Here is a 26,033-nt window from a genome sequence, read left to right as displayed (position 1 = left end):
TTCCCGGCGCCGCGTGTCCTCAGTCGCGCTTCGCCAGTGTCGCGATCTCGGTGTCGGACAACGGCCGGTCGTAGAGCCGGACGTCGTCCACCGCGCCGCGCAGGAAGTCGACCTGCTGGCCGCCGTACTGGCCCCGGCCGATCACCGTGTGGCCGGTGCTCTGCGGAGCGGAGCAGGCGTTCTGCGAGGCGACCTTCTTGCCGTCGACGTACAGCGACAACGTGCCCGCCTTGGCGTCGCGGACCCCGGTCAGGTGGTACCACTTGCCGACTTCCGGCTTCTCCGGCGACAGGGCGCGGAGACCGACGAAGCTCATCGCCCACCGCTGGTCCTGCCCGGAGTACTGCAGGAAGAAGGCGCTGTCGCGGCCGGTGTCCTGGCTGACGACGGTCTGGAACGCGCCACCGGCCTCGTCCAGCTTCGCCCACGCCGAGACCGAGTAGCTGCCCGCCGTGTCGACGAGGTTCGCCCCGGTGTCGGCCTGCCCGTTGCCCGTGAAGGCCAGCGCGCCGCCCTCGACACCGCCTCCCCACTGCCCGTTGGTCACCGTGGCGTGCGCGGTGCCGACCGAGTCCGCGGCGCGGGATCCGGTGCCCTCGTTGAACTTGTAGGCGTGCACGCCGGTGAGTCCCGGCGTACCGGGACCCGGGTCCGGTGCGCCGGAACCGCTGCCGTCGGCGTTGCGGATGATCGCCTGGTTGACCGCGCGCACCTGCGCGAAGTCCATCTTCTTCACCTGCCTGTCGTAGGTGAAGAAGCCGTTGACCTCGTGCTCGACGTCGGTGATCTGCGTGTAGATCGAACCGCTGATGGCGCAGCTCTGCGCCGACGCGAGCACGTCGCGCTGGTTCTGGACGTAGCGGCTGTTCAGGGTCGCCTGGTCCTTCACCATCTCGTAGGCGTGGCCTTCGCCGAACCACATGTGGTCCTTGACTTCGAGACCGTAGCCGCCGTGCTCGCCGTCGATCGAGATCCGCTTGCCGTCGGGCATCGGCTTCGCGGGACCCGGATAGGCGTGCCAGTCGATGACGTCGCCCTTGCCGGAGTCACCGAGGGAGTCACAGCAGTTGACCCCGCTGTGCGCGTTGACCAGCCGGGTCGGGTCCTGGGCCTTGACGTCGTCGGCGATCTTCCCGGTGGTCTCGCGCGACCACTCGCCCCAGCCCTCGTTGAACGGCACGTACCCGACGATCGAGGTCCAGTTCTTCTTCTGCTCCACCAGTTCCTTCAGCTCCACCTGGAACTGCTGCTGGGCGTCGGCGGGCGGTCGACCGCCGGTGCGCATCGACGGCATGTCCTGCCAGACGAGCAACCCGAGCTTGTCGGCGTGGTGGTACCAGCGGTCCGGTTCGGTCTTGATGTGCTTGCGGACCGTGTTGAAACCGAGGACCTTGTGCTGCTCGAGGTCGAAGCGCAGCGCCTTGTCGGTCGGCGCGGTGTAGATGCCGTCCGGCCAGTAGCCCTGGTCCAAAGTGGACTGCAGGAAGAGGATCTTGCCGTTGAGGGTGAACCGGAGTTTGCCGTCGGCGCCCTTCGCGGTGCCGAACTCGCGCATGCCGAAGTAGGACGACACCTTGTCGACGGTGCGGCGGCCGTCCTTCAGTTCGACGTCGAGGTCGTAGAGGAAGGGGGAGTCCGGCGACCAGAGCTTGGCCTTGGGGACCGGCAGGGAGATGGTCCCGGCGGCGGAGGCCTTGCTGCGGCTGACCACCTTGTGGCCGTCGCGGACCACGGCCTCGACGGTCAGCCCGGAAGCGCCGCCGGTGTCGACGGTGAGCTTGAGCGTGGAGGACTTCAGGTCGGGAACCATGCCGAGCGTGCCGACGTGCTTGGCCGCGACCGGTTCCATCCACACGGTCTGCCAGATGCCCGAGGCGCCTTCGTAGAAGATCCCGCGGTCGGGGACGAGGCGCTGTTTGCCGACAGGCTGCCAGGTGGCGTCGGCACGGTCCTCGACGCCGACGATGATCTCCTGCTCTCCCTTGGGCTTCAGCGCCGAGGTCACGTCCGCGGAGAACGCTCCGTAGCCACCCTGGTGAGCGGCCACCTCCTTGCCGTTGACGTAGACCTTCGCCTTGTAGTCGACGGCGCCGAAGTTGATGCGCAGGGTGTTGTCCTTGCCCACGCCCCAGTTCTTGGGCACGGTGAACGTGCGCCGGTACCACATGTGGTCCTCGTGCCGCTGGATACCGGAAAGCGCCGACTCGGTGGGGTAGGGGACCAGGATCTTCTCGGCGAGCCGCTCGCCGAACGGCGGGACCTCACCGGGCGCGGCGCCGGCGAACTCCCAGAGCCCGTTGAGGTTCTGCCAGTCCTGGCGCACCAGCTGCGGCCGGGGGTACTCCGGCAACGCGTTGGACGGCGACACCTGGTTCGTCCACGGGGTGGTCAGGCGTGGCTTGCCCATCTTCCAGCCGCTCTCCGCGGCCATCGCGGCCCCCGGTGTCATCGACAGGGCGGTCAGGGCGGCCACCGCGACGGTCAGGGTCTTCCGGAAGCGTCCGGTACTTCGGCCTCTGGGGCGATGAGGTGACAACGTTGGCAACATCTGCTCGACACCCTTCTCCGGGAGCGGCCGCCTCGGCGGAGGAAGCGCCTCCCACTGGACTTGTGCAGGCGTGAAACCACGACCTCGTGGCCGAGGGGAACCGGTGTGAGCCGGGCCACGACTGGCCGTCAGGACTTTTTTACATCGTTGATACAACGTTGTAAAGCGTCGAAGGGCTCGAATCGGTCCTGGACGGCGGAGCTGTCCTGTGTGTCAGGGGAAGCGGGTCAGCGGGGATCCCGCAGCCACTCGCCGAGTGCCCGGTAGTCGGCGGCGGTCAGGCCGTGCCTGGGATCGACCCGATGCAGCAGGGCGGGCTCGGAGTGGTGGCCGGACACCCAGTCACGGTCGACGGCGGTGATCTCGTCGTCGATCCAGGCGAACGGGCGCCCCGCCGCGTGATCGAGCAGCGGCCGGGTCTTCCAGTGCAGGCCGATCCGGACGTCGAAGTCGTCGGCGTCCGATGGCTCCGGCCAGTCGAGCACCGGCAGCGTGGGCAGGCCGAGTCTCGGGGCGAGGGAGTCGTTGGCGTCGTGCATCCAGGTCGTGGCCCAGGTCAGTTCGCCGGGAAGTTCCTTCAAGCGGGAGCCATGTTCGGGATCGAGCCTGCCGAGTAAGGGGTTCTCATCTTGGCGAGGCGCCGGTCCGAAAAGCGGGTACCGGTCCGGCTCCAGTCCGAACGGGATGAGCGGGCCATCGACGTCGAGGAAAATCAGCGGGTGTTTCTCGGAACCGGGGACCACGGCGACACGGTATCCGAGCCCGCCACGCGTTGACACGATAACTGACCGATAAGTAACTTACTGGGGAGTCAGATCGAAACGGAGGCGCCGATGCCGGCCGGAGAACGGTCCTGGTGGGGCTGGGGGAACACCGCCGAAGCCTTGACCCGGGAAGAGTCCGACGCGCTGGTCGCCCGCACGTCGGGTGTCCTGCCCGGGCACGATTTCACCGAGCACGCCCCGCCGGAACCTTCGGAACTCGGCGTCCCGGCCTCGCGGATCCGCCCGCCCGCGGCGCTCGCCGCGTTGTGCAGCGACGTGCCCGTCGACAGGTTGTCCCACGCCCGCGGCAAGGCCTTCCGCGACGTCGTCCGGAATCTGCTCGGCCGGCTCGACCACGTCCCGGATCTGGTCGCCCGGCCGCGCACGGAGCAGGACGTCGTCGACCTTCTCGACTGGTGCACGGCCTCCGGAACTCCGCTGATTCCCTACGGTGGCGGCAGTTCCGTGGTCGGCGGGGTCGAACCGCGCTTCGACGGTCCGGCCATCTCGATGGATCTGGCCGGTCTCGACACCGTGCTCGAAGTGGACACGGTCAGCCGCGCGGCCCGGATCCAGGCCGGGATCTTCGGGCCCGCTCTGGAAGACCGCCTTCGCCCGCTGGGCCTGACCCTGCGGCACTTCCCGCAGTCGTTCGCCCACTCCACCCTCGGCGGCTGGCTCGCCACCCGCGCGGGCGGGCATTTCGCCACGCTCGCGACGCACATCGACGATCTCACCGAGTCGCTGCGCGTCGTCACCCCGGCCGGGATCAGCGAATCGCGACGCCTGCCGGGTTCGGGTGCCGGTCCCTCGCCGGACCGGATGTTCCTCGGTTCCGAGGGCACGCTCGGGGTGATCACCGAGGCCTGGATGCGCCTGCAGGACCGCCCTGTCTGGCAGGTCACCGCGTCGGTCGCCTTCGAACGGCAGGAGGACGCGATCGCCGCCACACGGGCGATCGCGCAGTCTGGGCTGTATCCGTCGAATTGCCGCCTGCTCGACCCGGCCGAGGCCTTCATCAACGCGGGCGCGAGCGTCGGCGGGGGTTTGCTCTTGGTCGCGTTCGAATCCGCCGATCATCCGGTCGACACCTGGCTGGATCGCGCGCTGGAGCTGGCCACCGGGCACGGGGGCGTCGTGAAAACCAGGCGCGGCAAGGATTCCTCCCGCCAGGACAGCGCCTCGACGTGGCGTTCCTCGTTCCTGCGGATGCCCTACCAGCGTGACGCGCTGGCGCGCAGGTCGCTGATCGTGGAGACCTTCGAGACCGCGTGTACGTGGGACGGCTTCGAGGAATTCCACGCCGCGATCACCTCGGCGGCCCGCACCGCGATCGACGAGGTTTGCGGCGGCGCCGGTGTCGTCACCTGCCGCTTCACCCACGTCTACCCCGACGGCCCCGCGCCCTGCTACGGGATCTACGCCGCCGGGCGCTGGGGGAGCACGGTCGCGCAGTGGGACGAGATCAAGGCCGCCGTCTCCGAGGCGATCGCGGGCCACGGCGGCACGATCACCCATCACCACGCCGTCGGCCGCGACCACCGGCCCTGGTACGACCGGCAGCGTCCCGATCCGTTCGCGGCCGCGCTCACCGCGGCCAAATCCGCGCTCGATCCGGCCGGAATCCTCAATCCCGGGGTGCTGATCCGCTGACCGGCGGACGGACGAACGAGGTCAGCAGCGTGGTGAACCGCAAGGCGGCCAAGGACAACGTCCGGCCCGCCATGGTCTGCACCTGGGCTTCGCGTTTGCGGAACACGGCGTTGTCGAGAAGGACGTAGGCCACTCCTTCGGTGGCCGCGTCCTGCTCGATGTCGCCGAGTCCGCCGACGAGCGCGATCCCGCCGCCGCAACGGACGAACTCGTACTTCGAGCTCAGTTCGTCGCACACCAGCACCGGACGCGCCGCGAGGTTCTCGATCCGGGTGGCGATGTCGAACAGGTCGCGCAGGCTTTGGCCCTGCGACGGCAAGGCGAGGGGGTGCTCGCACAGTTCGGCGAGCCCGAGGGAATCGCGGCCGGTCAGCGGATGGCCGAGCGGGACGATCGCGTACACCGGGACGACGACGGCGCTTTCGACCCGCACGCCGTGTTGCGGTCCGGTCGTGAAGGTGACGGCGACGTCGGCCGCGCCGTCGAGCACGCGCCGGGTGGCTTCCTCCCGGTTGACGACGTCGATGTGGAAGGTGACGTCGTGTTCGCGACGGAAGGCGGCGATCGCCTGGGGCACGACCCTGCGTGCGAACCCCTCCGAGCAGGCGACGGTGAGCGAACGGGCGTGAAACCCCCGCCCGGTGCGAAGTTCGTCGACGAGGACGGCCGATTCGGCTTCGCTGCGGCGGACGTGGTCGAGCAGCCGGTTCCCGGCGTCGGTCGGCTCCATGCCCCGCGGATGCCGGACGAACAGCGGTACCCCGATCCCGGCTTCGAGTTTCGCGATCTGACGGCTGATCGCCGACGGCGCGACCGTCAGTTCGGCCGCAGCTTCGGACACCGAGCCGGTGCGGGCGACTTCGAGGAAGTACGTCAGCGCGATCGGCAGCAGGCGCATGGGACTTCCTTTGCCTCGATCAGAACGCAGGGCACCGTAAACGGCAATGGTCAGTGTAGGGCGAACCGGCCTACGCTCTCCTCGACACTCGGCGAACGAATCGGGAGAGAACGTGCCCACCCCTGCGGAACTGGTTTCGAAGGCCCAAGAACACGTGGACTCGGGCGCCTTCTTCGCCGAACTCGCCGAACTGGTCCGGTACCCGACCGTGAGCGACCATCCGGACGGTCGCGTTGCCATCAAGGCATACCTGGACGAGGTTCTGACCCCGGCCTTGACGGGGCTCGGCTGCTCGGTGCGGCGGTATCCCAATCCCGACCCCGCCGGTGGTCCCTTCCTGATCGGCACCCGGATCGAGTCGCCGGAGCTTCCGACCGTCCTGTGCTACGGCCACGCCGACGTCGTCACCGGCCACGAAGGGCGGTGGAGCGAGGGCCGCGACCCGTGGACGCTGACCGCCGACGGCGAGCGCTGGTACGGCCGCGGCTCGGCGGACAACAAGGGGCAGCACCTGATCAACCTGACCGCGCTCAGGCTGCTCCTCGCCGAAAAGGGCTCGCTCGGGTTCAACCTCAAGTTCCTGTTCGAGACCGGAGAGGAGATCGGCTCACCCGGTCTCGGTGAGTTCGTCGCGGCGCAGTCGCAGGCACTCGGCGCCGACGTCCTCATCGCCTCGGACGGCCCGCGGCTGGACGCGGCGACGCCGACGGTGTTCCTCGGCGCGCGCGGCGCCGTCCGGATCTCGCTCGACGTCGACCTGCGCCCCGACGCCTATCACTCGGGGAACTGGGGCGGCGTGCTGCGCAACCCCGCCACCACCCTCACCGGGGCGATCGCCTGCCTCGTCGACGGGCACGGACGCATCCGGGTGCCCGGTCTCCTGCCGCCCGAACTCCCCGGCAGCGTCCGCGAGGCGCTCGCGGAGATCCGGATCGCCGGAAATCCGGGAGATCCGGCACTGGAGGAAAGCTGGGGTGACACCGGGCTTTCGGCCGCCGAACGGCTCTACGGCTGGAACACCCTCGAAGTCCTTTCACTGGGAGCCGGCGACATCGACCGGCCCGTCAACGCCATCCCCGGCAAGGCCCGCGCGGTACTGCAACTTCGCTACGTCGCCGGAACCGAGGTCTCGGACGTCGCGGACACGATCAGGAAACATCTGGCCTCGCACGGGTTTTCGATGGTCGAGGTCACCGTCGAAGCGAGTTTCCAGGCCAGCCGCACCCCGGTCGGGAACCCGTGGGTGGGCTGGGCGAAGGGCGTCCTCGACGAGGTTTCCGACCGGCCGGTGGCGATCCTGCCGAGTTTCGGCGGCGGCCTGCCCAACCACGTGTTCACCGACATCCTCGGCATCGCGACCCTGTGGCTGCCGCATTCCTATCCGGGCTGCCTGCAACACGCGCCCGACGAGCATCTGCTCGTACCGATCGTCAGGGAAGGCCTCGTGCTCGCCACCACCCTGTTCCACGCGCTCGGCCGCTTCACAGCTCCCGCAACAGGTACCGCTGAAGCTTCCCGCTCGCGTTCCGGGGCAGCGCCTCGATGAACCGGACCCGCCGCGGGTACTTGTACGGCGCCGCTGTCGCCTTCGCGTGGTCCTGCAACGCCTGTGCGAGGCGCGATCCCCGCTCGGCACCGGGCTGAAGCACGACGAACGCCGTCACGACCGATCCGCGATCCGGGTCCGGCGTCCCGATCACCGCGCATTCCGCGACATCGGGATGCGTGAGCAGGACTTCTTCGACCTCGGGGGCGGCGATGTTGTACCCCGAGGAGATGATCATGTCGTCGCTCCGCGCGACGAACGTGAAGTAGCCGTCGGCGTCGCGGACGTAGGTGTCGCCGGTGATGTTCCAGCCGTCGCGGACGTAGTCACCCTGACGAGGGTCTTCGAGGTAGCGGCAGCCTGTCGGGCCTCGGACGGCGAGGAACCCGGGCGTGCCGTCCGGGACGGGTGACCCGTCGACGTCGAGGATCACGGCCTGGTAGCCGGGTACCGCCTTCCCGGTCGCGCCGGGACGCGCGTCGTCGTCGGCGGCGGAGATGAACACGTGCAACATCTCGGTGCTGCCGAGCCCGTCGATGAGCGGACGGCCGACGACTTCGCGGTACTGCCCGGCCACGTGGGCGGGGAGCGATTCGCCCGCCGACACCGCCCGGCGGACACCGGACAGGAGTCGTCCGCCGCCGGAGTTGAGGATCGCCCGGTACGCGGTCGGAGCGGTGAAGAGGACGGTGACGCTCTTCTCGGCGACGAGGGCGGCGAGTTCCGCCGGAGTGGCGCGTTCCACCAGGAGCGTGGCCGCTCCCGCTCGCAAAGGAAAGACCAGCAGCCCGCCGAGGCCGAAGGTGAAGGCCAGCGGTGGCGTGCCACAGAACAGATCGCCGGACGCCGGGCGCACGATGTGCCGGGAGAAGGTGTCGGCGATCGCGAGCAGGTCGCGGTGGAAGTGCACCGTCGCCTTCGGGGAGCCCGTCGTACCGGAGGTGAAGGCGAGCAGGGCGACGTCGTCGGCCGCGGTCGGGACGTCGGCGAAGGTCGCCGGATACCGGTCCGCGCGGGCGGCGAGATCCGTCCCGTAGGACACGACGGGCAGATCGGGCGGGAGTTCGTCCAGCAGGCGTTCGTCGCAGACGGCGATCGCGGGCTGCGCGCGGCCGACGATCTTGTCGAGTTCGGCGCGGCGCAGCATCGGCATGGTCGTGACCGCCACCGCGCCCGCCTTGAGCACGGCCAGCCACGCCGCCGCGAGCCACGGCGTGTTGGCGCCCCGCAGGAGTACGCGATTTCCCGGAACCACGCCGAAGTCGGTGACGAGAACGTGCGCGATCCGGTTGGCGCGGGCCAGGACGTCGCCGTACGTCCACGTTTCGGCGGGGGACAGGAGGCAGGGCCGATCCGGGCCGAACCGCGCGACGGTGTCGTCGAGTAACGCGGTCGCGGCGTTCAGCCTGTCGGGATAGCGCAGTTCGGGGAGGTCGAACTCCAGCCGGGGCCACTGGTCCGCGGGCGGCAATCGGTCACGGCAGAACGGGTCGACGTGCGCGCTGGGAGAAAGCCTCATCGTCGCCGCTCCTCGGTCCGGCCGTGCCCCCTTCCGCGAAGGTAGCACTTGTTACGACCGTCGAGAAGGCGCTATGTCCTGTCCGTGACGACGGCACAGGACAAGACAGGGGACAAGAACGGGCAGAATGTCCCCTGTGGACGACGAACCGCCCGAACACGCGCGCTACGAACGCCATCGGCTCGCCTTGGCGGCGGTGACCGAGCACGACGAGGCCGCTTTGGTGGGCGCCGTGCTCGACGATCCCGACCGCGTGATGGCGGAAGCGGCGATCGCCGGGCACATCGATGCCAGGGCCGCCGCGCTGCACCCTCTGCCGTCGTATCCGGCCTGGTCGGAGACGATCGCGGAGCTGATCGAAGATCGCCCGTTCCTGGTGCGCAGGCTGGGGGAGTGGACGCTGTTCCGCGCGATCGCGCTCGGCGACCCGTGGCAGGCGGAAGACCTGACCGAAGCCACGGATTGGCTGCAGCGCAAGGTTTCCGACAGCTCCGCCTCGGCGGAAGCGCTGGCCGTCCTCGCCGAGCGCGGCCGGACCAAGCGGGTCCGGAACGCGGCCGCGAGGAAGGTCAGCTCACGACGTCGATGACCGCGCGGCGCAAGGTCGCGCGCACGGTTTCGGCGTCGTCGAGGCTTCCGCCGTGCAGTGCGCCGTCGCGAAGGAGGACGAGGGCGCGGGCGGCGTGCTCGGGGTCGGCATGACCCGCGTCGCGCGCCAGGTCGCGAAGCACGCCGAAGAACCAGTCCCGGTGGTCGTCGATGACCTGGCGGACCTGGTGCGCGGGATCGGGGTACTCGGCGGCCGCGTTGAGGAACTGGCAGCCGCGGAAGTCGTCGTCGAGCGTCCGGTCGCCGACGATGCCCAGTGCGGCGAGCAACGCTTCGCGGGCGGGTTTGCCGCGCGTCACCGCGCCGACGCCCGCGCGGATCTGCTCGCTCGTGGCGCTCAGGTACGCGGCGACGAGGTCGTCCTTGGTGGGGTAGTGGCGATAGAAGGTCGCCCGGGTGACGGCCGCCTCGGAGACCAGGCGCTCCACCCCGACGGCGTGGATGCCCTCGGCGTAGAACAGGCGTGAAGCGGTCTCGAGCAGCCTGACCTTCGGATGAACGTCCCGGTCGACAGTCGGCATGGCCCCACCTTAGAGAAAGAACGGTCATTCCACCAGGTCGCCTTCGTCACGTTGCGGAAGGCATCCGCGGCGAGCATGGTTCATGGAGAAAGACCGATCATTCTCCCTAGCTCTGAAGGAGCCGCCATGAGCAACCAGAAGCCCACCGTCGTCCTGGTCCACGGTGCTTTCGCCGACTCGTCCAGCTGGAACGGCGTCGTCCCGAAGCTGCGCGAGCAGGGCTACCGGGTGCTGGCGGCGTCGAACCCGCTGCGCGGGATCGAGTCCGACGCGGAGTACGTCGCCGACGTCGTCAACGGCGTGGACGGCCCCGTCGTGCTGGCCGGGCACTCCTACGGCGGCGTCGTGATCAGCCGTGCGGCCGCTGCCGCATCGAACGTGAAGGCGCTCGTCTACATCGCCGCCTTCCAGCCGGACGCGGGGGAGAGCGTGTTCGAGCTGTCCGGCCGGTTCGAGGGAAGCAAGCTCGGCCCGGACACCACGAACGTCCTCGCCTCGCAGGGTGAGCTCTCGATCAAGCCCGAGAGCTTCTCGGACGTGTTCGCGGCCGACGTCCCCGCGGAGACCGCCGACGTCATGGCGGTCACCCAGCGTCCGGTCACCGAGCGCGCGCTCGCCACGCCGTTCGACGGCGAGCCGGCGTGGAAGAACGTGCCGTCCTGGGCGTTGATCGCCGAGCAGGACCACGCGATCCCCGCCGCCGCGCAGGCGTTCATGTCCGAGCGCGCCGGTTCGGAGGTCACCCGGGTCGAGGCCTCGCACGCCGTCTCGGTGTCACGGCCGGACGTCGTCGCGGAGGTCATCCTCGCGGCGGCCGCCAAGGTCGCCTGACCTCGGCCGCTTGACAGGGGAAACCTCCGCCGGAGAGACTGCAAAAGCGTTTTTGCAGTCTCTCCGGGGAGAACCACGTGAAGGTCTTGGTGCTCGATTCGAGCCCGCGTCGTGAAGGCAATTCCTGGGCACTCGCCCAGGCGCTGGCCAAGGGGGCGGAAGAAGCCGGGCACACGGTCGGCTTCGCCCACCTCTCCGATTTCGTCGAGTCGCCGCTGGGGGACTGCCGCGGTTGCCGGCTGAGCGACCGGTCCTGCGGGATCGCCGACGGCTACGAGCGCCTGCTGTTCGACCACGTGCTCCCGGCGGAGGCGATCGTGTACGCGACGCCGCTGCACTGGTACGGCATGACCGGGCGGCTCAAGTCCTTCTTCGACCGGCTCTTCTGTTACACGTCCGGCAGTTCGCCGCACACCGCCGAGGTCGTGCCGGGACTGATGGGTAAACGCGCCGCGGTGCTGATCTCCTGCGAGGAGAGCTACCGCGGCGCGACACTCGGCCTCGAAGCCCAGTTCCAGGAGCTCACCCGGTACCTGCGCCAGGACCTCGCCGGGATCGTGGTCGGCGTCGGCAACAGCCGGGGCGAGGTCGAGCGCGATCCCGCGCGGCCGCTGGAGGCGGCGGCCGACCTCGGACGTAGGCTGGGCGACGCCCACGTCACCGACTATCGGCTGGACACCGACCGGCCGAACCGCGTTTGGGGACCGCCCGTGGAGGCCTGAGTGTCGCCGACCATCCGTGACGTCGCCGCTGCGGCGGGGGTCTCGATCACCACCGTGTCCCACGTGCTCAGCGGGCAGGGCCGGATCTCCGAGGACACCCGGCGGCGAGTCGCGCGGGCGGCGGCGGAACTCGGCTACCAGGCCAGCGTCCACGCACAGCAGTTGGTCACCCGGCGCAGCCGGACCCTGGCGATCCAGCTCGCGAATTCGGTCGACGCGAGCAGTGCTTGCGCGCTCGTGCCGAACTCGGACTACTTTCTCGAAGTCCTCAACGGGGCGGCCGAAACCGCGTCGAAACGGTCGTACGCCTTGCTTCTCACACCGCCGGACGCCGATCTCGACCGGCTGAACGCCTTCGCCGTCGACGGTGCCATCCTCGTCGACCCGCGCGGCGACGAGCCGTTCTTCGCCACGGGCTGGTGCCGCGACCGGCCGCTGGTCACCACCGGCCGCCCGCTGGCGGCGCCGTGCCCGGTACCGGTCGTCGTCGACAACGACCTGGTCGCGGCCGCCCGGCTGATGCTGGATCACCTGGCGGACAACGGTTACGAGCGACCGGCCATGATCACCACCGACACCAGCCGCTCCTACGCGGCCGACCTCGTCGCGGGATACACCGGCTGGGCGGAGGACCGGGGGCTGGAGCCGGTGGTGGCCGAGATCGACGAACCGCCGACCACCGAAGGCACGGCCGAGGCCTTGGGCAGGCTGCTCGACCGGCGTGCGTGCCCGGACGCCGTTTTCACGACGTCGGAGAACCTCGCCCTCGGCGTACTCCACGAGGCTCGTCGCCGTCAGCTCGCGGTCCCGGGTGAACTCGGGATCTGCAGCGCGGTGGACAGCGGTTCGCTGCGGCTCACTTCGCCGCAGGTGACCGGGATGTTCGTCCACCCGCGTGAGGTGGGCGGCCGCGCGGCGACGGCGTTGATGGACCTCATCGAGGGCGGCACGCCGGAGGGTGGGCCGCGCCGGATCGAGGTGCCCGTGCGGCTGAACGCGCGGGAATCCACCAATCGCAAGTAGTCCTCTGGTTGCGATAGTTCCCGAGCCTTGGCTCAGGAACTCCGGCACACCGCGACCGGCGCGTCCCCGCCGTCGTCGCCGGTGGTCGAGATGAAGCCGAAGGTGGTCGTCCCGCCGGCGGGCAGGACCGCGTTCCAGTCGAGTTCGGACACGCGGACGCGATCGCCGTCCTGGGCCAGGGAACCGTTCCACAGATTGGCGATGCGGGTCCCGGGCGGCAGAGTCCAGCTCACCTCCCAGCCGGTGAGCCGTGTGTCCTGGGAGTTCCGCACGGACACCCGGATCTCCGAGCCGCCGGGCCAGCGGTTGGTCACCTCGTAGCTCGCTTCGCACACCGGTTTCTCCGCCACGGTGCTCGCGGGTGGTGCCGCCGCCGGAGCCTCGGGGGTGTCGCCGTCGAACAGGAGGATCCCCGCCAGGACACCACCCGCCACCACCACGCCGCCCGCGATGGCGAACGGCAACCGTGAGCGGCGGGTGGGCGCGGGAAGCCGTTTCGTGCCGGACAGGATCGCCGGGCGGCCGTCGGCGACCGCGGTGAGCATCCGCTCGGCTTCGGCCATGTCCGGCCGCTCCGCGGGATCGCGCCGGAGCAGCCGCAGCAGGACGTCCGTGAGCGGGCCGGTGGTCCGCGGCGCGGTGATCTCGCCGCGGGCGACCCGTTTGAGGAGCGCGATCTGGTTGCCGTCGGTGCCGAACGGCGGCGCGCCTTCCAGCACGGTGTAGAGCGTGGCACCGAGGGAGAAGACGTCCGACGGGTAGCCGGGCTCCTCGCCGTCGGCGACCTCGGGGGAGAGGAACGCCGGAGTGCCGACGACGAGGCCGCCGCCGGTCATGGTCCCTTCGCCGGTGGCGTGGGACAGGCCGAAGTCGGCGATCTTCGCCCGGCCGTCCTCGGTGATCAGGACGTTGTTGGGCGTGACGTCCCGGTGCAGGATCCCGTCCGCGTGGGCCGCGGCCAGCGCCGAGGCGATCTGCGCGCCGAGTTCCGCCACCCGGCCCGCCGGGAGCGGGCCGTCGTCCGCGAGGAGGTCCGTCAGCGGCCGGGACGGCAGGAACTCCATGACCAGGAACGGGGTTCCGTCCTGCTCCGCGACGTCGTACACGGTGACGGCGTGCGGATGCTTGAGCCTCGCGGCGACCCTGGCCTCCCGCATCGCGCGCACGATCGAACGGAACGGGGCGTCGTCCGGCGAGTTGTCCGGCAGCAGTTGCTTGACCGCGACCGTCCGGCCGAGCCGTTCGTCCCGCGCCCGCCACACGACGCCCATCGCGCCCCGGCCGACCTTGCGCTCCAGCCGGTAGCGCCCGGCGACGAGCTCACCTTCTCGTGTCACGCCGCCCCCTTTGCGCCGAACACGGATCCGATGGCGGTCCGGTTCACGGGGACGACTTTATCGGCTAGCGCCGCGGAGCCTCCTCGACCGGCGCGCCGGCCGCCGCGAGCCAGGCTTCGGCGAGCAGCCGATGGCCGAGCGGGCTGGGGTGGACGCCGTCCGGGGCCAGCGTCGCGGCTCCGTGTTCTTCGGCCGCCCGCGGCATGAACAGATCCGCGCGGACCAGGCGAGCACCGAACTCGGCCGCCACCTCCAGCGCGACCTCGATCCGGGGCGCCAGATCGGCCACCCAGGCGTGTTGCTCCGGTTCGACCGGCAGCAGGAACGGGGTGATCACGTACAACTCGGCCGGAAGGTGCTGTCGTGCGCCTGACAGCAGCCTGCGGTAGGCGCCCCGGAACTTCCCGATCGGGCTCGGCAGGCCGCGGTCGAAGGTCCGCCACGTGTCGTTGATGCCGATCTTCACGGTCAGCACCGTCGGGCGCAGCGCGAGGACGTCGGTGGTCCAGCGGGCTTCCAGATCGTAGATCCGGTTGCCGTTGAGTCCCTTGTTCAGCACTTCCGGGCCGTCGGGCAGGAACTCGGCGATCTGCCGGACATACCCCTTGCCCAGCGACGCGGGATCGGCGCGGTCGCGGCTGGAGTCGGTGATCGAATCGCCCGCGAACAGCAGCCGATCGGCTTCGGTGAACCTCACGAGCCCGCCTCGATCAGCTTGCGCAGGGAGTCGGCCTCGCCGGGGATCAGGTCCGGATCGTTGTCCGGGACGAACTCCAGCAGCGCGTCGAGCGGCCGTCCCGTCTTCGCGAGCAGCCCGAACGCGCGCGTCCACAGCTCCGTCCTGGCGGTCAGCGGGTGCCGTTCGTTGCTGGGCCACCACGAGAACACGTGCACCGCGCGAACCCGGTCGAGGACCAGTTCCAGCCCCGCCAGCGCCTGCTCGTCCGGAAGATCCTGCGGCGGCTGCCAGTAGGTGCCGAGGTTGTCGCGGCCGACCTCCTCCAGCAGTTGGACCGTCGATTCGGCGGTGTCGGTCAGTGTGCCGCCGTGGAACTCCAGCGCGACTTCCAGGCCGTGTTCGTTCGCGACGTCGGCGGCCTCGCGGAGACCGGCGACGACCTGCTCACGTTCTTCGGGGTCGACGTCCGCGGAGCCCGCTTTGCCCGCCCATACCCGGATTCGCGAGGCGCCGAGCCGGGCCGCGGTGGCGGCGATGTCACCGAACTTCCCGGCCTCCATCGGGGTGGCGCGGAAGTAGGATCCGTAGGAATCGCAGGCCAGCCCGTGCCGTGTCATGGCCTCGAACGCGCGGTCGGCCGCCCAGTCGTCGCCGGGGCGGACATGGACGTCGGCACCCCACTCGATCACCTGCAGCCCCGCCTCCTCGGCACGGCGGGCGACCTCGTCGGCGTCCAGCCGCCGCAGCGTCACCGAACACAGTCCCGGGCGGATCATTTTCCCTCCAACAGTCGAGTACTTTCCCGCAGCACGACCTCGCCGGTGATCGGCAGGACGCGAGGGTTGTCGGCGCGAGTGTCGAGGATGAAGTCGAGCGCCCGCTCGCCCATCCGCTCGATCGGGACGCGCACGGTGGACAGCGAAGGCCTGATGTCGCGCAAGGTGATGATGTCGTCGAATCCCGCGATCGCGACATGTGCGGGAACGAGCACGCCGTGGTCGCGACAGGCGGCCATCGCGCCGACGGCCATCACGTCGTTGACCGCGAAGACACAGCCGCGGAAGTCGTTCTCGATCGCCCTCACCATCGCCGCGTAACCGCCGTCGCGAGTGAACTCCGCGCGCAGTACCTGGCTCTCGGGCAACGGGATGCCCTGCCGGGCGAGGCCGTCACGGAAGCCGAGGACCCGGTCTCGCGAGGTCATCAGGCCAGGTGGCCCAGCGAGGACGAGGAACTCGCGATGCCCGAGCGCGGCGAGCTGCCCGGCCAGGTCCGCCGCCCCGGCCCGGTTCTCCAGCATGACGGTGTCGAACGGCAGTTTCCGCTGGCCGATCACCACGACCTGCCCGTCCGCGGCCTCGAAAGCCTTGAGTTCCTTGGTCAGATTCCGTTGCAGGGCACTGTCCTCGTTGCGCGACCCGGCGAGGATGACCGCGCGCGCCCGTTGCCCGCGCAGCGTCGTGACGTACTCGAGTTCCTTCTCGGGGCGGTTTTCCGTGCTCGCGATGGTGACCGTCAGCCCGTGCCGGGCGGCCACGCGCATGACCCCGGACGCGATCGAGGAGAAGTACGGGTCGACGATGTCGTGCACCAGCAGCCCGACGACGTTGCCGCGGCCGCGGGCCATCGCCTGCGCGGGCACGTTCGCCGTGTACTGCAACCGTTCCGCGGCCCGCAGCACCGATTCCCGCAGGCCCCCGCTGACCTGTCTGGTCCCGCCGTTGAGCGCTCTCGACGCCGTCGCGAGCGACACTCCCGCCTCACGGGCGACGTCGGCAAGGGTGACCGAACCCGCGGCACGCTGCGGCATGGTTCCTCCTCGGGTGGTACGGGCTCACGCCGGCGAGGACGGCCGCCGGCGTGAGCCCGGGTCGCTACGGAGCGGCGGGGCCGACGTCCGCGGTGGTGAGCGGCCGGTTGGCGATGGCCGCCGTCGAGTACTCGTCGGCACCGACGTCACGCTTGCTGCCGCGGGCCTGGCCGTCGATGTCCAAAGTGACCGGTGCCGTGGCGAGGGTCGCCGTGTCGATCGCGGGGCTGCCCGAGGCGAGCCGTGAGACGCCGTCCGTGCCCTGCACGAGCTTCGGGTCGATCCGGCGGAAGGTGCCCGCCGGGATGTTGCCGTCCCCGCCCGAACCCCACAGGATGTTGCCGGACCAGGTGAAGTTGCCCGTGGTGCTCATCGCGACCAGATCGCCGTTGCTGCCGACGAAGAGGTTGTCCGAGATCGTGCAGTCGCGCGGTTCGATCGTCCGTTTGGTCTCGCCGGAGAGCGTGCCGCTGTTGTTCAGCAGCGTGTTGTGCGCGATGAGCACGCGGTCCGCCGCGTCGTTGCCGCGCCTCGATTCCTTCGACTCACCCGGGAAGTGGTCCCGGACGGAGCCGCTGCCGACGACCAGCGCGCTGCTGGAGAGGCCCGCGATGTAGTTGTTGACGATCTTGTGATCGTTGCCGTAGATCCGGATGCCTTCCTTGCCGCCGAGGATGAAGTTGGATTCGACGACGGACTTGTTCCCGTGGCGCAGCACGATGCCGCCCAGGCTGTTCCGGATGGTGTTGTTGCGGATGAAGTTGCCCGACGACTTGACCGAGATCGCCTCCGGATCGCCGTTCGCGCGTTCGAAGAGGTTGAACTCGATCTTGGCGCCGGCGGTGCTCAGCGCACGCGGGCTGACACCGAGCCGGATCGGCTCGCCGCCGTTGTCGCCGGGGAAGGTGTGGTCGGAGAAGTAGTTCCGGAAGACCTCGACGCCCGACGCCATCTTGTCTTCGTCCGCGCCCTCGATGCAGAGCATGACGCCGAGCGTGGTCTTGTGGTGGAAGTGGTTGCGGTCGATCTTGCTCTTGTCGGCGCGGACCATCACCCAGTGCAGGCCTTCGATGTCGGCCAGCTGGAAGTCGTTGCGGGTCAGGCGGATCACCGAACAGTTCGGCGGAATCTCGATCGTGGTGCTCTGACGGAACTTGAACCCGCTGATCGTGACACCGGTGGAGTCGTCGAAGACGAAGCTCTGCTCGCCGTTCAGCGTCACGCCGCCGCGGGACTGCGCGACGATGGTGATCGGGTTGTCCTTCGTGCCGCGCCTGCCCTTGATGCTGATCGGCTTGCCCGTGGGCACGGTGTACGTGCCGTTGTTCAGGGTGATGACGGCACCGGCGGCGGCCGAGTTGATGGCGTTCTGCAGTTCGGTCAGCGAGCTGACGTTCAGCGCGCACAGCCCCTGCGGTTTGGCCGACGCCGTTCCCGCGGTGACCCAGGGGACGGTGATCAGCGCGGCGCCGAGAGTGGCGCCGCTGAGGAACTTTCTGCGATCCATGATGCCTCCGTGCTCAATCGGTGGGGAGGGTGGCGGCGGCGGGGCTCTCTGTGTTCAGGAACAACTCGATCACCGGGACCGGGGTGTCCGGTTTCCGGATGGGGAGCTTGAGGGTGAGCGTGCCTTCCGGCTGCCCGCCCATCTGCGTGTTCTGCGCGGTCTGCCCCGGATCGGTGTGCACCTGCCGGATTTCCGAGGCGTCGTCGAGCAACTGGGCGTAGCGCACCCGACCGGCCATCCCCGGCAGGTGGACGTGGTTCATCGGCCAGCTGAAGAGGTGCAGGTACAGCCGGTCTTCGCGCTGGGTGTAGCGACCGTCCGCGGGGGCGGTGAACTCGGAAGGACCGCAACCGCGGATGGAGCGTTCGTGCCGGTCCATCCAGCGACCGAGTTCGGCGAGGACCGCGTGTGCCCGCGGGTCGATCTCGCCCCGGCCGTTCGGCCCGACGTTGAGCAGCAGGTTGCCGTCCTTGGACACGCCGTCGACGAGCATCCTGATGAGCAGCTCGGGGCTCTTGTAGTCGAGATTGTCGCGGTCGTAGCCCCAGCTGCCGTTGAGGGTCTGGCACGCCTCCCACACCACCGGGACGCCGTCGCGGGTCATCGGCCCGGACGGCTGGTACTGCTCCGGGGTGATGAAGTCGCCGGGGATGCCGGTGCGGTCGTTGACCAGGATGCCGGGCTGCAGTTCGCGGACCAGGTCGAGCAGGCCGGGGGAGTCCCAGTCGTCCGGTCCCTTGCCGCCCCACCATTCTTTGCGGCCCTGGTACGAGAAGTCGAAGAACAGGTAGTCGATCGTGCCGAATCGGGTGAGCAGTTCGCGGATCTGACCGTGCAGATAGAGCCGGTACTCGGCGATGTCGGCGTACTGGTGCGCGGCGATGTACTCCGCGTCGTCACGGCGGGGATGGGTGCCGTCGACGGGGAACGCGGGGTGGTGCCAGTCGATCAGCGAGTGGTAGAAGCCGACCTTGATGCCTTCTTCGCGGCAGGCGTCGACGAACGGGCCGAGCAGATCCTTGCCGTAGGGCGTGTTCGTCACCTTGAAGTCGGTGAGATCGCTGTCCCACAGGCAGAAACCGTCGTGGTGCTTGGTGGTGAGCACGACGTAGGTCATGCCCGCGCCCTTCGCGGCCCGCGCCCAGGAGCGCGGGTCGTACTTGTCCGGCTCGAAGTGGTCGAAGTAGACGCGGTACTGCTCGTCGGTCAGCTTTTCGCGGTTCTGCACCCATTCGTGCCGGGCGGCCAGCGAATACAGTCCCCAGTGGACGAACATCCCGAACCGGTCGTGGGTGAACCAGGCGGTGGAACTCACTTCAGGATCGCTCCTTGATTTTCTTCGGTGAACCCGCGATCGCGATCGAACTCGGCAGGGCGCTGAGAATGGTGGGTCAGCCCTTCAGCGCGCCCGAGGCGAGGCCGCGGACGAACGAACGCTGGAAGAACAGGAACGCGGCGACCGAGGGCAGCAGCGCCAGCAGCGACGCCGCCATGATCACGCCGGGCGTCACGTCCGCGTCGATGCGCAGCGTGCGCAGGGCCAGCGGCAGCGTGTAGGTCGAGGCGTCGGACGAGACCAGCATCGGCAGCAGGTACTGGTCCCAGATCATCGTGAAGCCGAAGACCCCGATCACGCCGAGCGCGGGCTTGCACATCGGCAGGATGATCTGCGCGAAGATCCGCAGGTCCCCGGCGCCGTCGATCCGCGCGGCCTCTTCGAGTTCGCGGGGGACGTCCTTCATGAACTCGGTCATCACTAGGATCGAGAAGGCCCACGCGCCGAGCGGCACGATCATCCCGGCGAGGCTGCCGATCAGGTTGATGTGCACCACCGGCAGATCCGACAGGATCAGCGACAGCGGGATCGCGAGGATCTCCTCCGGCAGCATCAGCGTCGCCAGGATCGCGACCAGCACGAACGTCATGAAGCGGAACTTCTTGCGTGCCAGCGCGTATCCGGCCAGCACCGAGATGACGACCTGCAGCAGCAGGCCGAAGCCGACCACCAGGAACGAGTTGAGCAGGTACAGCCCGACGCCGTGGTCGAACGCGATGCCGAAGTTGTCCAGGGTGGGGCTCGACGGGATGACGCTCAGCGCCGTCGGGTCGGACACGTCGCTGAACGCGCTGACCAGCAGCGCCAGCAGCGGACCGGCGAACACGATCAGCAGCAGGGCGTACACGGCGTACTTCAGGATCCGTCCGCCCGGCGACTTGACGGCGTCGAGGCCGAGTGCCGAATCGTTGGCCGCGGTCATGCGTCTCGCCTCCGTCGGAGCACCTGGACGAACAGGGTCAGCACGAGCGTCGCGAGGAACAGCAGGACCGCTCCCGCCGCGCCGACGCCCAGCCGGTTCTGTTCCAGTCCGAGTTTGTAGATCAAGGTCATCGCCACCTCGGTCGAGCCGTTCGGCCCGCCGTTGGTCAGCAGGAACACCTCGGTGAACACCCGCAGGCCGCGGATTGCCGCGAGGACGAACAGGATCGAGAACACCGACCGCAGACCCGGCAGCGTGACGTGGAGGATCTTGCGCCAGCGAGAGGCACCGTCCACAGTGGCCGCTTCGTAGAGCCCCCGGTCGATCCCGGCCAGGCCCGCGAGGAAGATCATCATGTCGTACGGGGCGCCGCGCCAGATCCCGGTGATGATGACCGAGATCATCGAGGTGTCGGGATCGTTGATGAAGCCCGACGGCCCCAGCCCGACCATGCCGAGGATGGAGTTGAGCATCCCGTCCTCGGTCGGGTGGTACATGATCCGCCAGAGTTCGGCGACCACCGCGATCGGCACGACCACCGGCAGGAACGCCGCCGACCGCAGGAACTTCAGCCGCTTGCTCTGGCCCTCCATCAGCAGGGCGAGCGCGAGGCCGATGACCATCGACCCCACGGTCTGCCCGACCGCGATCACGACGGTGTGCCAGATCGCGGAGTGGAACGCCTCGTCACCGAGGACGGTGCTGTAGTTCTCCCCGCCGACCCACTGGTTGCCCAGGTACGGCTGGACGTCCTGGAAGGACATCGTCACCGCGGTGATCATCGGGATGAACTTGAAGTACACGAACAGGATCAGGGCGGGGGCCAGGAAAAACCACGGCGTCCACCACTTCCCGTCGCGGTCGCTGCGCCTGCGGGCCTTCGGCGCGGGCGCCCGCTTCACGGCGGGACGGTCCGCGCCGACGGCCGCCGGCTTGGCGTGATCTACGGTCATGACGCGCTGATCCCCTGTTGCTGCAAGGTCGCGGTGAGCTTGGTGTCGAGTTTGGACAGTTCCGCCTTGGTGTCGAGCTTGCAGTCGGCGACGAGCGCGCTGACCGTGTCGGCGGTGTCCTGACGGACCGGCGTCCAGTTCGGGATGGACGGCGCGTAGTGGCCGGACTTGGCGTAGATGTCGGCGTAGGTCTTCCAGCGCGGGTCCGAGCGGACCTGGGTGATGTCGACGTTCTTGTTCACCGGGAGCTGCACGATGAAGGCCGATTCGCCCTCCATGCCGATCTTCTGGCCATCGGTCGAGATCGCGAAGTCACCGAAGGCGTCCTGCCCGGCCTGGTTCGGCGAGCCCGCCATCATGTAGATCGAGAGGCCCTCGGCGAGAACGTCGGCGTTCTTGGCGCCCGCCGGCATCGGGACGACCTCGTACTTGTCCTTGCCGAGCGACTTGTCGAACCGCGGCAGCAGATACGGGCCGACGACGTACATCCCGGCCTTGCCCGCTTCGAAGGTCTCGTTGGTCGCCGGGGTGGGCATGGTGACCGAACCGGGCTGGATCACGTTGTCCTTGCAGCCGAGGTCGCGGAACCACTGCACCGCGGCCACGGATTCGGGCGTGCTCATCGACGGCTTGTACTTGCCACCACCGGTTTCGGTGATGAAGTCGCCGCCGCCCGCCCACAGGAAGTTGGAGAAGTACCAGGAGGCGTAGCCCCGCTTGGTCGACAGCGTCGCGGTCAGCCCGGCGGTGTCGTTCTTGCCGTTGCCGTCGGGATCGCCGGTGGTGAAGGCCTTGGCGAGATCCGCCAGTTCGGCCCAGCTCTGCGGCACGGCCTTGCCGAGCTTCTCCCGCCAGTCCTTGCGGATCAGCAGCGCCGAAGCCTGTGCGCTGTAAGGCAGGCCGTACAGCTTGCCGTCCGGGGTCTGGTTGGACTTCAGCGCCTGCTCGGTGAGTTCCGAGGCGTGCTTGATCTTGCCCGGCTCGACCTCACGGACGAGGCCCTGGCTCTTGAGGGTGCCGACCTGCGTGACGTCGTTCATCACGATGTCCGGCAGGTCGCGCTGGGCGGCGCGCTGGGCCAGCTTCGTTTCGAAGTCGTCGAAGATCGCGGTGACCTGCACCTTGAAACCGGTCGCCTTCTCGAAGGCTTCCGCGAGCCGCTTGGTGGCCTGCTCGCCGGCGCCGCCGGGGGTCGTCCGGGTCCACAGTTCCAAGGGTGCCTTGGTGTCCTGCGCGACGTTCGTTCCGGCGGGGCCTGCCGAGCAGCCCGAAAGGACCAGCGCTGAGACAGTGAGTCCCACGCCGATCCACCGCGATTTCCGCATCGCATCTCCTGTTCACTGTGGACCACGCTGTCTACTCCGGTGGGACGGTAAGCGCTTTCCCGGCGTCTGGTCAATGGTCCGATGATTACGAATTTCAATCGGCCGGGTTCGCCTCTGCGTGGCACTCACCGCGCGTGGACCGGCTTAAGCATCCGATGTATGGTCGCCGACGGAGGTAGGGATGACCGAGCTGCAACACCGCCCGACGGCACTTCTCGTGATGGAGGAACGCCGCCGCGACGACGTTTACCCCGAGGCGGTGCGCAAGGAGATCGGGACGCTGGTGGACCTGCGTGAGCCGCTCACCCGCGAGCGCCTGGCGGAGGATCCGGCGGCCATGGAAGGCGTCGAAATCCTGCTCTCGGGCTGGGGGGCGCCGGTGCTGGACTCGGTCCTGTTGGGACACGCGCCGGACCTGCGCGCCGTCCTCGTCGCCGCCGGCTCGGTCCGGCCGCTGACCACGCCCGAGTTCTGGGCTCGCGAGCTCCCGATCGTGTCCGCCGCGGCCGCGAACGCCGTCCCGGTCGCCGAGTTCACCCTGGCCCAGGTCCTCTTAGGACTCAAGCAGGTGCACCGGATCTCCCGCGAGATCCGGGAACGGAAGGCCTATCCGCCGGATCCGAGGGTCGCCGGGGCGTACCGCTCCCGGGTCGGTCTCCTCGGTCTCGGTGAGATCGGTGCTCTCGTCGCGTCCCATTTGCGGAGTTTCGACGTGGAAGTGCTCGCGAGCGACCCCGTCGTCGACGCCGCGGCCGCCGCCGAACTCGGCGTGCGGCTGGTGGAGCTGGACGAGCTGTTCGCCACGAGCGCCGTGGTCAGCCTGCACGCGCCGCTGCTGCCGGAGACCGAGGGGCTGGTGAACGGGGAGCTGGTGGCCAGGATGGGCATCGGGGCGACCCTGATCAACACCGCCCGCGGCGCCGTGGTCGACGAGCCGTCGGTCGTCCCCGTGCTGGGCGAGCGGCCGGACCTCACGGCGATCCTCGACGTCACCTGGCCCGAACCGCCCGCGCCGGACTCGCCCCTGTACACGCTGCCGAACGTCGTCCTCACCCCGCATCTGGCGGGCGCGCTGGGCGCGGAACGCGCGCGGATGGGCGAGCTCGTCGCGCGCGAGCTGCGGCGGTTCGTGCTCGGCCAGCCGCTTCAGCACGCGGTCGCGCCGGACCGGGCTCACCTGCGGGCCTAGTCTGGCGAAGTGACACTCGCCTTCCGGGCCACCGGTCCACGAACCGGTGTCCCCGTGGTCCTGCTGCACGCCTTGGGCAGCAAATCCGGCACTTGGGACGATTTCGCCTCGCGTCTGGGGCGCCGTGTCCTGGCTGTCGACCTGCCGGGACACGGCGACAGCCCGTGGGCGGAGAAGTACTCGCTCGAAGCCATGGCCGACGACGTGGCCGATCTCCTCGGGGACCAGGCGGACCTGGTGGGCCACTCGATGGGCGGGCGGGTCGCCGTACTGCTGGCCCAGCGCCTGCCCGGACGCGTGCGGCGGCTGGTCGTCGAGGACGCCCCGCCGCCTCCGGCCTCGGTGAAGGAACCGCTGCCTCCGACGCCGGAGCCGCCCGAGCCGCTGCCGTTCGACTGGCGGCTGATCGACCCGATCATGGCCGGACTCCGCACGCCCGACCCCGGCTGGTGGGAGCGCCTCGCCGCGATCACGGCGCCGACCCTGCTGGTCAGCGGCGGACCTTCCAGCCACGTCACGCGCGAGTCGCTGGAGCGGATGAACGGGCTGATCGCCGACTGCCGCCTGGTGACCATCGAGGACGCCGGGCACCGGGTGCACGGTTCGAGGCCGGAGGAGTTCGCGGCGGTCGTGGGGGACTTCCTGGGGGCAGGCCGGTGACCGTGTTCGCGTGCGCGGGGTGCGCCGCCGAGCTGAGCGTCCCGGTCTCGCGGGTGGCGCTCCCAGTCCATGCCCACAACCGCTACGGGCACATGCTGCTTCCGCCGCTCATGCCGTCGGGAACCTACGCCGTCGATCCCGAGCCGTTCGGCGCGCCGAGGCGGCCGTGGAACGAGACCGAAGCCGAAGCCCGCGGGATCTTCGTCCCGAACGGCCTGCTTTCGGACGGGCCCGCCGGATCGATCGTGCTGGCGCCGGGCGACACCCGCGAAACCGAGCTGATCCCGGAGCGATGCGGCGGCTATTGCTACGGAGTGGACGGGCGGGACGGCCCCAACCTCGCCTGCGCCCGATGCGGTCTGGAGGTGGGGACCCGCATCGACGACTGCTCGCACTGGCAAGTGGTGCGCTTCGTCCCGGACGCCGTGAAGTTCGACCCTGCCGGAGAGCCTCCGGAAGCACTCGACTGGACGTTCGAGGGCGTGCCGCCGGTCGAGCCCGGCGGAGCGTGGAGCCCGTATTGGGAGGCGGCCGCCGGGGACGCGCTGGCGCATCTGCTCGCGGTGTCGGGCGGCGGGGCGATCGGCGTCCGCGGTGGCCTCGTCGCCGCGATCTTCGAACCGGCGCTCGCCCTGCTCACGTCCGGCCCGGCGCGCCGGACGCTGACCCTCGCGGGACCGGGTCTGCCGGACGCCGGGGACATCGCGCTCATACCGCGGCATCCGGTGACCGGGCGACCGTGGCCGCATTCCGGCGCCGCCGATGTGGTGCCGGTGGCGGCCGAAGTGTGGACGTGGCTCGCTTTCGGCCACGACCCGGTGACCGCTCCTGTCTCCGGGGCCATGCCGGACGGTGTCCTGCGGGACGATCCGCTGCCGAAGCACCCGCGTGGGTTCTTCATGCCTTCGACGGACGTCTTCCTGCACACCTTGGCGCGGCTTCCGGCCGTCCGGCAGCCTTGGCTGCGCGCGATCCACGACCGGGTGAGCGCCACTCCTTGGGGCTGGCCTCGCGGTTAGGCGTCGTATAACGCCCTATACCGCGAGGCTTTTGGCGGATCGGGGTGGCGTGTTGCCGCGAAACGGCGACGGTCACGTTCCTCGCGGCAGGTGCTCCCAATGTGGCATCGGGGACACTCAGCGTCTCCAATGCCACATTGGGGGCACCACTCGGGCAACGGCGCGTCGACGACCAGCGCGGGTGGCGGCTGTGAGGGCGAACTTCCCGAGAACGGGCATGAAATCACGCTAAGACGGCCAAGGTAAGCGCGGTGCCCGTCGGACGACGTCATCGGTGTACGTCACCGTGACACGTTCCGGTGATGTCCAGGTGAACCGGCGGGATCCGGGGAATACCAGAGACATCGAGCAGGGGGCGGAAGCAAGGGAGAGCACGATGAAGTCTCGTATCGCCGCCGTGGCGGCCACTGTCACGCTCTTGGTCTCCGCGGGTGCCATCGCCGCGTCGCCCGCCGTCGCGGATCCGGTGCCCGGCAGCCCGAACAAGTTCTATGCGTCGTGCGCCGTCGACCTCTTGGGTGTTCCGGTGGGCTGCCTGGAAACCGACGAAGTGCACGCGACACACATCTGCCAGTACGTGATGACGGGCTTCGGGCTGGGCCTCGACTGTATCCAGCGCTGAGCGGGAACCGGGTGGGCGTCCCTGCGACGCGCCCACCCGG

Annotated in this window: 24 protein-coding genes; 10 read left to right on the top strand and 14 right to left on the bottom strand. The window is 69.4% G+C overall.

Annotated features, from left to right (window positions below):
* Positions 1-19 precede the first annotated feature (19 nt).
* On the bottom strand, positions 20-2,473 hold the full coding sequence (locus BKN51_RS15415; RefSeq protein WP_101608324.1) for a LamG-like jellyroll fold domain-containing protein: 2,454 nt from the start codon (positions 2,471-2,473) through the stop codon (positions 20-22).
* Between the two features lie 302 nt (positions 2,474-2,775).
* Entirely contained in the window at positions 2,776-3,291 is a 516-nt protein-coding gene (locus tag BKN51_RS15410) for an HAD domain-containing protein (protein ID WP_101608323.1), read from the bottom strand.
* A 90-nt stretch (positions 3,292-3,381) separates the two neighbouring features.
* On the opposite strand from BKN51_RS15410, the gene BKN51_RS15405 reads away from it, so the two are divergent.
* A complete protein-coding gene (locus BKN51_RS15405; protein WP_101608322.1) occupies positions 3,382-4,965 on the top strand; it encodes an FAD-binding oxidoreductase in 1,584 nt (527 codons plus the stop codon).
* Here the strand turns inward: BKN51_RS15405 and BKN51_RS15400 are convergent.
* Positions 4,940-5,863, bottom strand: a complete 924-nt coding sequence (locus BKN51_RS15400) for a LysR family transcriptional regulator (RefSeq protein WP_101608321.1) — start codon at positions 5,861-5,863, stop codon at positions 4,940-4,942. The two genes, BKN51_RS15405 and BKN51_RS15400, sit on opposite strands and share 26 nt — an antisense overlap.
* 112 nt (positions 5,864-5,975) lie before the next feature.
* On the opposite strand from BKN51_RS15400, the gene BKN51_RS15395 reads away from it, so the two are divergent.
* Positions 5,976-7,409 (top strand): M20 family metallopeptidase, encoded by a 1,434-nt coding sequence (locus BKN51_RS15395; protein ID WP_233223145.1) that lies wholly within the window; start codon positions 5,976-5,978, stop codon positions 7,407-7,409.
* Here BKN51_RS15395 and BKN51_RS15390 read toward each other — a convergent pair.
* On the bottom strand, positions 7,345-8,928 hold the full coding sequence (locus BKN51_RS15390; RefSeq protein WP_101608319.1) for an AMP-binding protein: 1,584 nt from the start codon (positions 8,926-8,928) through the stop codon (positions 7,345-7,347). The two genes, BKN51_RS15395 and BKN51_RS15390, sit on opposite strands and share 65 nt — an antisense overlap.
* A 136-nt stretch (positions 8,929-9,064) precedes the next feature.
* On the opposite strand from BKN51_RS15390, the gene BKN51_RS15385 reads away from it, so the two are divergent.
* Positions 9,065-9,517 carry a hypothetical protein gene (locus tag BKN51_RS15385; protein WP_199192985.1) on the top strand — a complete coding sequence of 151 codons (453 nt, stop codon included), beginning with the start codon at positions 9,065-9,067 and terminating at the stop codon, positions 9,515-9,517.
* Here BKN51_RS15385 and BKN51_RS15380 read toward each other — a convergent pair.
* The gene (locus tag BKN51_RS15380) at positions 9,498-10,058 is read right to left on the bottom strand and encodes a TetR/AcrR family transcriptional regulator (RefSeq protein WP_101608317.1); all 561 of its coding nucleotides are present in this window, start codon (positions 10,056-10,058) and stop codon (positions 9,498-9,500) included. The genes BKN51_RS15385 and BKN51_RS15380 overlap by 20 nt on opposite strands.
* Before the next feature lie 126 nt (positions 10,059-10,184).
* On the opposite strand from BKN51_RS15380, the gene BKN51_RS15375 reads away from it, so the two are divergent.
* The 3 genes from BKN51_RS15375 (at position 10,185) to BKN51_RS15365 (ending at position 12,634) form a co-directional block, all read left to right on the top strand.
* Positions 10,185-10,889, top strand: coding sequence for an alpha/beta fold hydrolase (locus BKN51_RS15375; RefSeq protein ID WP_101608316.1), 705 nt, complete (start codon positions 10,185-10,187; stop codon positions 10,887-10,889).
* A gap of 77 nt (positions 10,890-10,966) precedes the next feature.
* A complete protein-coding gene (locus tag BKN51_RS15370; RefSeq protein ID WP_101608315.1) occupies positions 10,967-11,611 on the top strand; it encodes a flavodoxin family protein in 645 nt (214 codons plus the stop codon).
* Positions 11,612-12,634, top strand: a complete 1,023-nt coding sequence (locus BKN51_RS15365; protein WP_101608314.1) for a LacI family DNA-binding transcriptional regulator — start codon at positions 11,612-11,614, stop codon at positions 12,632-12,634. It abuts the gene before it with no gap.
* Between the two features lie 32 nt (positions 12,635-12,666).
* Here BKN51_RS15365 and BKN51_RS15360 read toward each other — a convergent pair whose 3' ends face one another.
* From BKN51_RS15360 to BKN51_RS15320, 9 genes are all read right to left on the bottom strand, one after another.
* A complete protein-coding gene (locus BKN51_RS15360) occupies positions 12,667-13,971 on the bottom strand; it encodes a protein kinase domain-containing protein (protein WP_101608313.1) in 1,305 nt (434 codons plus the stop codon).
* Between the two features lie 64 nt (positions 13,972-14,035).
* Positions 14,036-14,668, bottom strand: coding sequence for an SGNH/GDSL hydrolase family protein (locus BKN51_RS15355; RefSeq protein WP_101608312.1), 633 nt, complete (start codon positions 14,666-14,668; stop codon positions 14,036-14,038).
* On the bottom strand, positions 14,665-15,426 hold the full coding sequence (locus BKN51_RS15350; RefSeq protein ID WP_174720419.1) for a sugar phosphate isomerase/epimerase family protein: 762 nt from the start codon (positions 15,424-15,426) through the stop codon (positions 14,665-14,667). Before BKN51_RS15350 ends, BKN51_RS15355 begins: the two co-directional genes overlap by 4 nt.
* Positions 15,423-16,460, bottom strand: coding sequence for a LacI family DNA-binding transcriptional regulator (locus BKN51_RS15345; protein WP_101608311.1), 1,038 nt, complete (start codon positions 16,458-16,460; stop codon positions 15,423-15,425). Before BKN51_RS15345 ends, BKN51_RS15350 begins: the two co-directional genes overlap by 4 nt.
* Before the next feature lie 64 nt (positions 16,461-16,524).
* Positions 16,525-17,967, bottom strand: coding sequence for a polysaccharide lyase 6 family protein (locus BKN51_RS15340; protein WP_101608310.1), 1,443 nt, complete (start codon positions 17,965-17,967; stop codon positions 16,525-16,527).
* Positions 17,968-17,980: 13 nt separating this feature from the next.
* Positions 17,981-19,282, bottom strand: a complete 1,302-nt coding sequence (locus BKN51_RS15335) for an alpha-L-fucosidase (protein WP_101608309.1) — start codon at positions 19,280-19,282, stop codon at positions 17,981-17,983.
* Between the two features lie 76 nt (positions 19,283-19,358).
* Entirely contained in the window at positions 19,359-20,225 is an 867-nt protein-coding gene (locus tag BKN51_RS15330) for a carbohydrate ABC transporter permease (protein WP_101608308.1), read from the bottom strand.
* Complete coding sequence (locus tag BKN51_RS15325) at positions 20,222-21,178, bottom strand: carbohydrate ABC transporter permease (protein ID WP_101608307.1); 957 nt, start codon at positions 21,176-21,178, stop codon at positions 20,222-20,224. The genes BKN51_RS15330 and BKN51_RS15325 overlap by 4 nt, the downstream gene beginning before the upstream one ends.
* On the bottom strand, positions 21,175-22,503 hold the full coding sequence (locus BKN51_RS15320) for a sugar ABC transporter substrate-binding protein (protein ID WP_101608306.1): 1,329 nt from the start codon (positions 22,501-22,503) through the stop codon (positions 21,175-21,177). Before BKN51_RS15320 ends, BKN51_RS15325 begins: the two co-directional genes overlap by 4 nt.
* Before the next feature lie 181 nt (positions 22,504-22,684).
* On the opposite strand from BKN51_RS15320, the gene BKN51_RS15315 reads away from it, so the two are divergent.
* From BKN51_RS15315 to BKN51_RS15300, 4 genes are all read left to right on the top strand, one after another.
* Positions 22,685-23,692, top strand: a complete 1,008-nt coding sequence (locus BKN51_RS15315) for a hydroxyacid dehydrogenase (protein ID WP_101608305.1) — start codon at positions 22,685-22,687, stop codon at positions 23,690-23,692.
* Between the two features lie 9 nt (positions 23,693-23,701).
* Complete coding sequence (locus BKN51_RS15310; protein ID WP_233223146.1) at positions 23,702-24,352, top strand: alpha/beta fold hydrolase; 651 nt, start codon at positions 23,702-23,704, stop codon at positions 24,350-24,352.
* A complete protein-coding gene (locus BKN51_RS15305; protein WP_101608303.1) occupies positions 24,349-25,371 on the top strand; it encodes a hypothetical protein in 1,023 nt (340 codons plus the stop codon). The genes BKN51_RS15310 and BKN51_RS15305 overlap by 4 nt, the downstream gene beginning before the upstream one ends.
* Before the next feature lie 376 nt (positions 25,372-25,747).
* Positions 25,748-25,993 (top strand): hypothetical protein, encoded by a 246-nt coding sequence (locus BKN51_RS15300; protein WP_101608302.1) that lies wholly within the window; start codon positions 25,748-25,750, stop codon positions 25,991-25,993.
* Positions 25,994-26,033 lie beyond the last annotated feature (40 nt).

Source organism: Amycolatopsis sp. BJA-103 (assembly GCF_002849735.1).
Classification (GTDB): Bacteria; Actinomycetota; Actinomycetes; order Mycobacteriales; family Pseudonocardiaceae; genus Amycolatopsis.
This window is presented reverse-complemented; position numbering and strand designations above follow the sequence as displayed.

What these genes read in the sequence shown, in the direction of transcription:
- BKN51_RS15405 (WP_101608322.1), top strand. Translation starts at nt 3,382, where the DNA reads ATGCCGGCCGGAGAACGGTCCTGGTGGGGCTGGGGGAACACCGCCGAA.
- BKN51_RS15400 (WP_101608321.1), bottom strand. Translation starts at nt 5,863, where the DNA reads ATGCGCCTGCTGCCGATCGCGCTGACGTACTTCCTCGAAGTCGCCCGC.
- BKN51_RS15390 (WP_101608319.1), bottom strand. Translation starts at nt 8,928, where the DNA reads ATGAGGCTTTCTCCCAGCGCGCACGTCGACCCGTTCTGCCGTGACCGA.
- BKN51_RS15380 (WP_101608317.1), bottom strand. Translation starts at nt 10,058, where the DNA reads ATGCCGACTGTCGACCGGGACGTTCATCCGAAGGTCAGGCTGCTCGAG.
- BKN51_RS15375 (WP_101608316.1), top strand. Translation starts at nt 10,185, where the DNA reads ATGAGCAACCAGAAGCCCACCGTCGTCCTGGTCCACGGTGCTTTCGCC.
- BKN51_RS15350 (WP_174720419.1), bottom strand. Translation starts at nt 15,426, where the DNA reads ATGATCCGCCCGGGACTGTGTTCGGTGACGCTGCGGCGGCTGGACGCC.
- BKN51_RS15345 (WP_101608311.1), bottom strand. Translation starts at nt 16,460, where the DNA reads ATGCCGCAGCGTGCCGCGGGTTCGGTCACCCTTGCCGACGTCGCCCGT.
- BKN51_RS15340 (WP_101608310.1), bottom strand. Translation starts at nt 17,967, where the DNA reads ATGGATCGCAGAAAGTTCCTCAGCGGCGCCACTCTCGGCGCCGCGCTG.
- BKN51_RS15330 (WP_101608308.1), bottom strand. Translation starts at nt 20,225, where the DNA reads ATGACCGCGGCCAACGATTCGGCACTCGGCCTCGACGCCGTCAAGTCG.
- BKN51_RS15325 (WP_101608307.1), bottom strand. Translation starts at nt 21,178, where the DNA reads ATGACCGTAGATCACGCCAAGCCGGCGGCCGTCGGCGCGGACCGTCCC.
- BKN51_RS15320 (WP_101608306.1), bottom strand. Translation starts at nt 22,503, where the DNA reads ATGCGGAAATCGCGGTGGATCGGCGTGGGACTCACTGTCTCAGCGCTG.
- BKN51_RS15315 (WP_101608305.1), top strand. Translation starts at nt 22,685, where the DNA reads ATGACCGAGCTGCAACACCGCCCGACGGCACTTCTCGTGATGGAGGAA.
- BKN51_RS15300 (WP_101608302.1), top strand. Translation starts at nt 25,748, where the DNA reads ATGAAGTCTCGTATCGCCGCCGTGGCGGCCACTGTCACGCTCTTGGTC.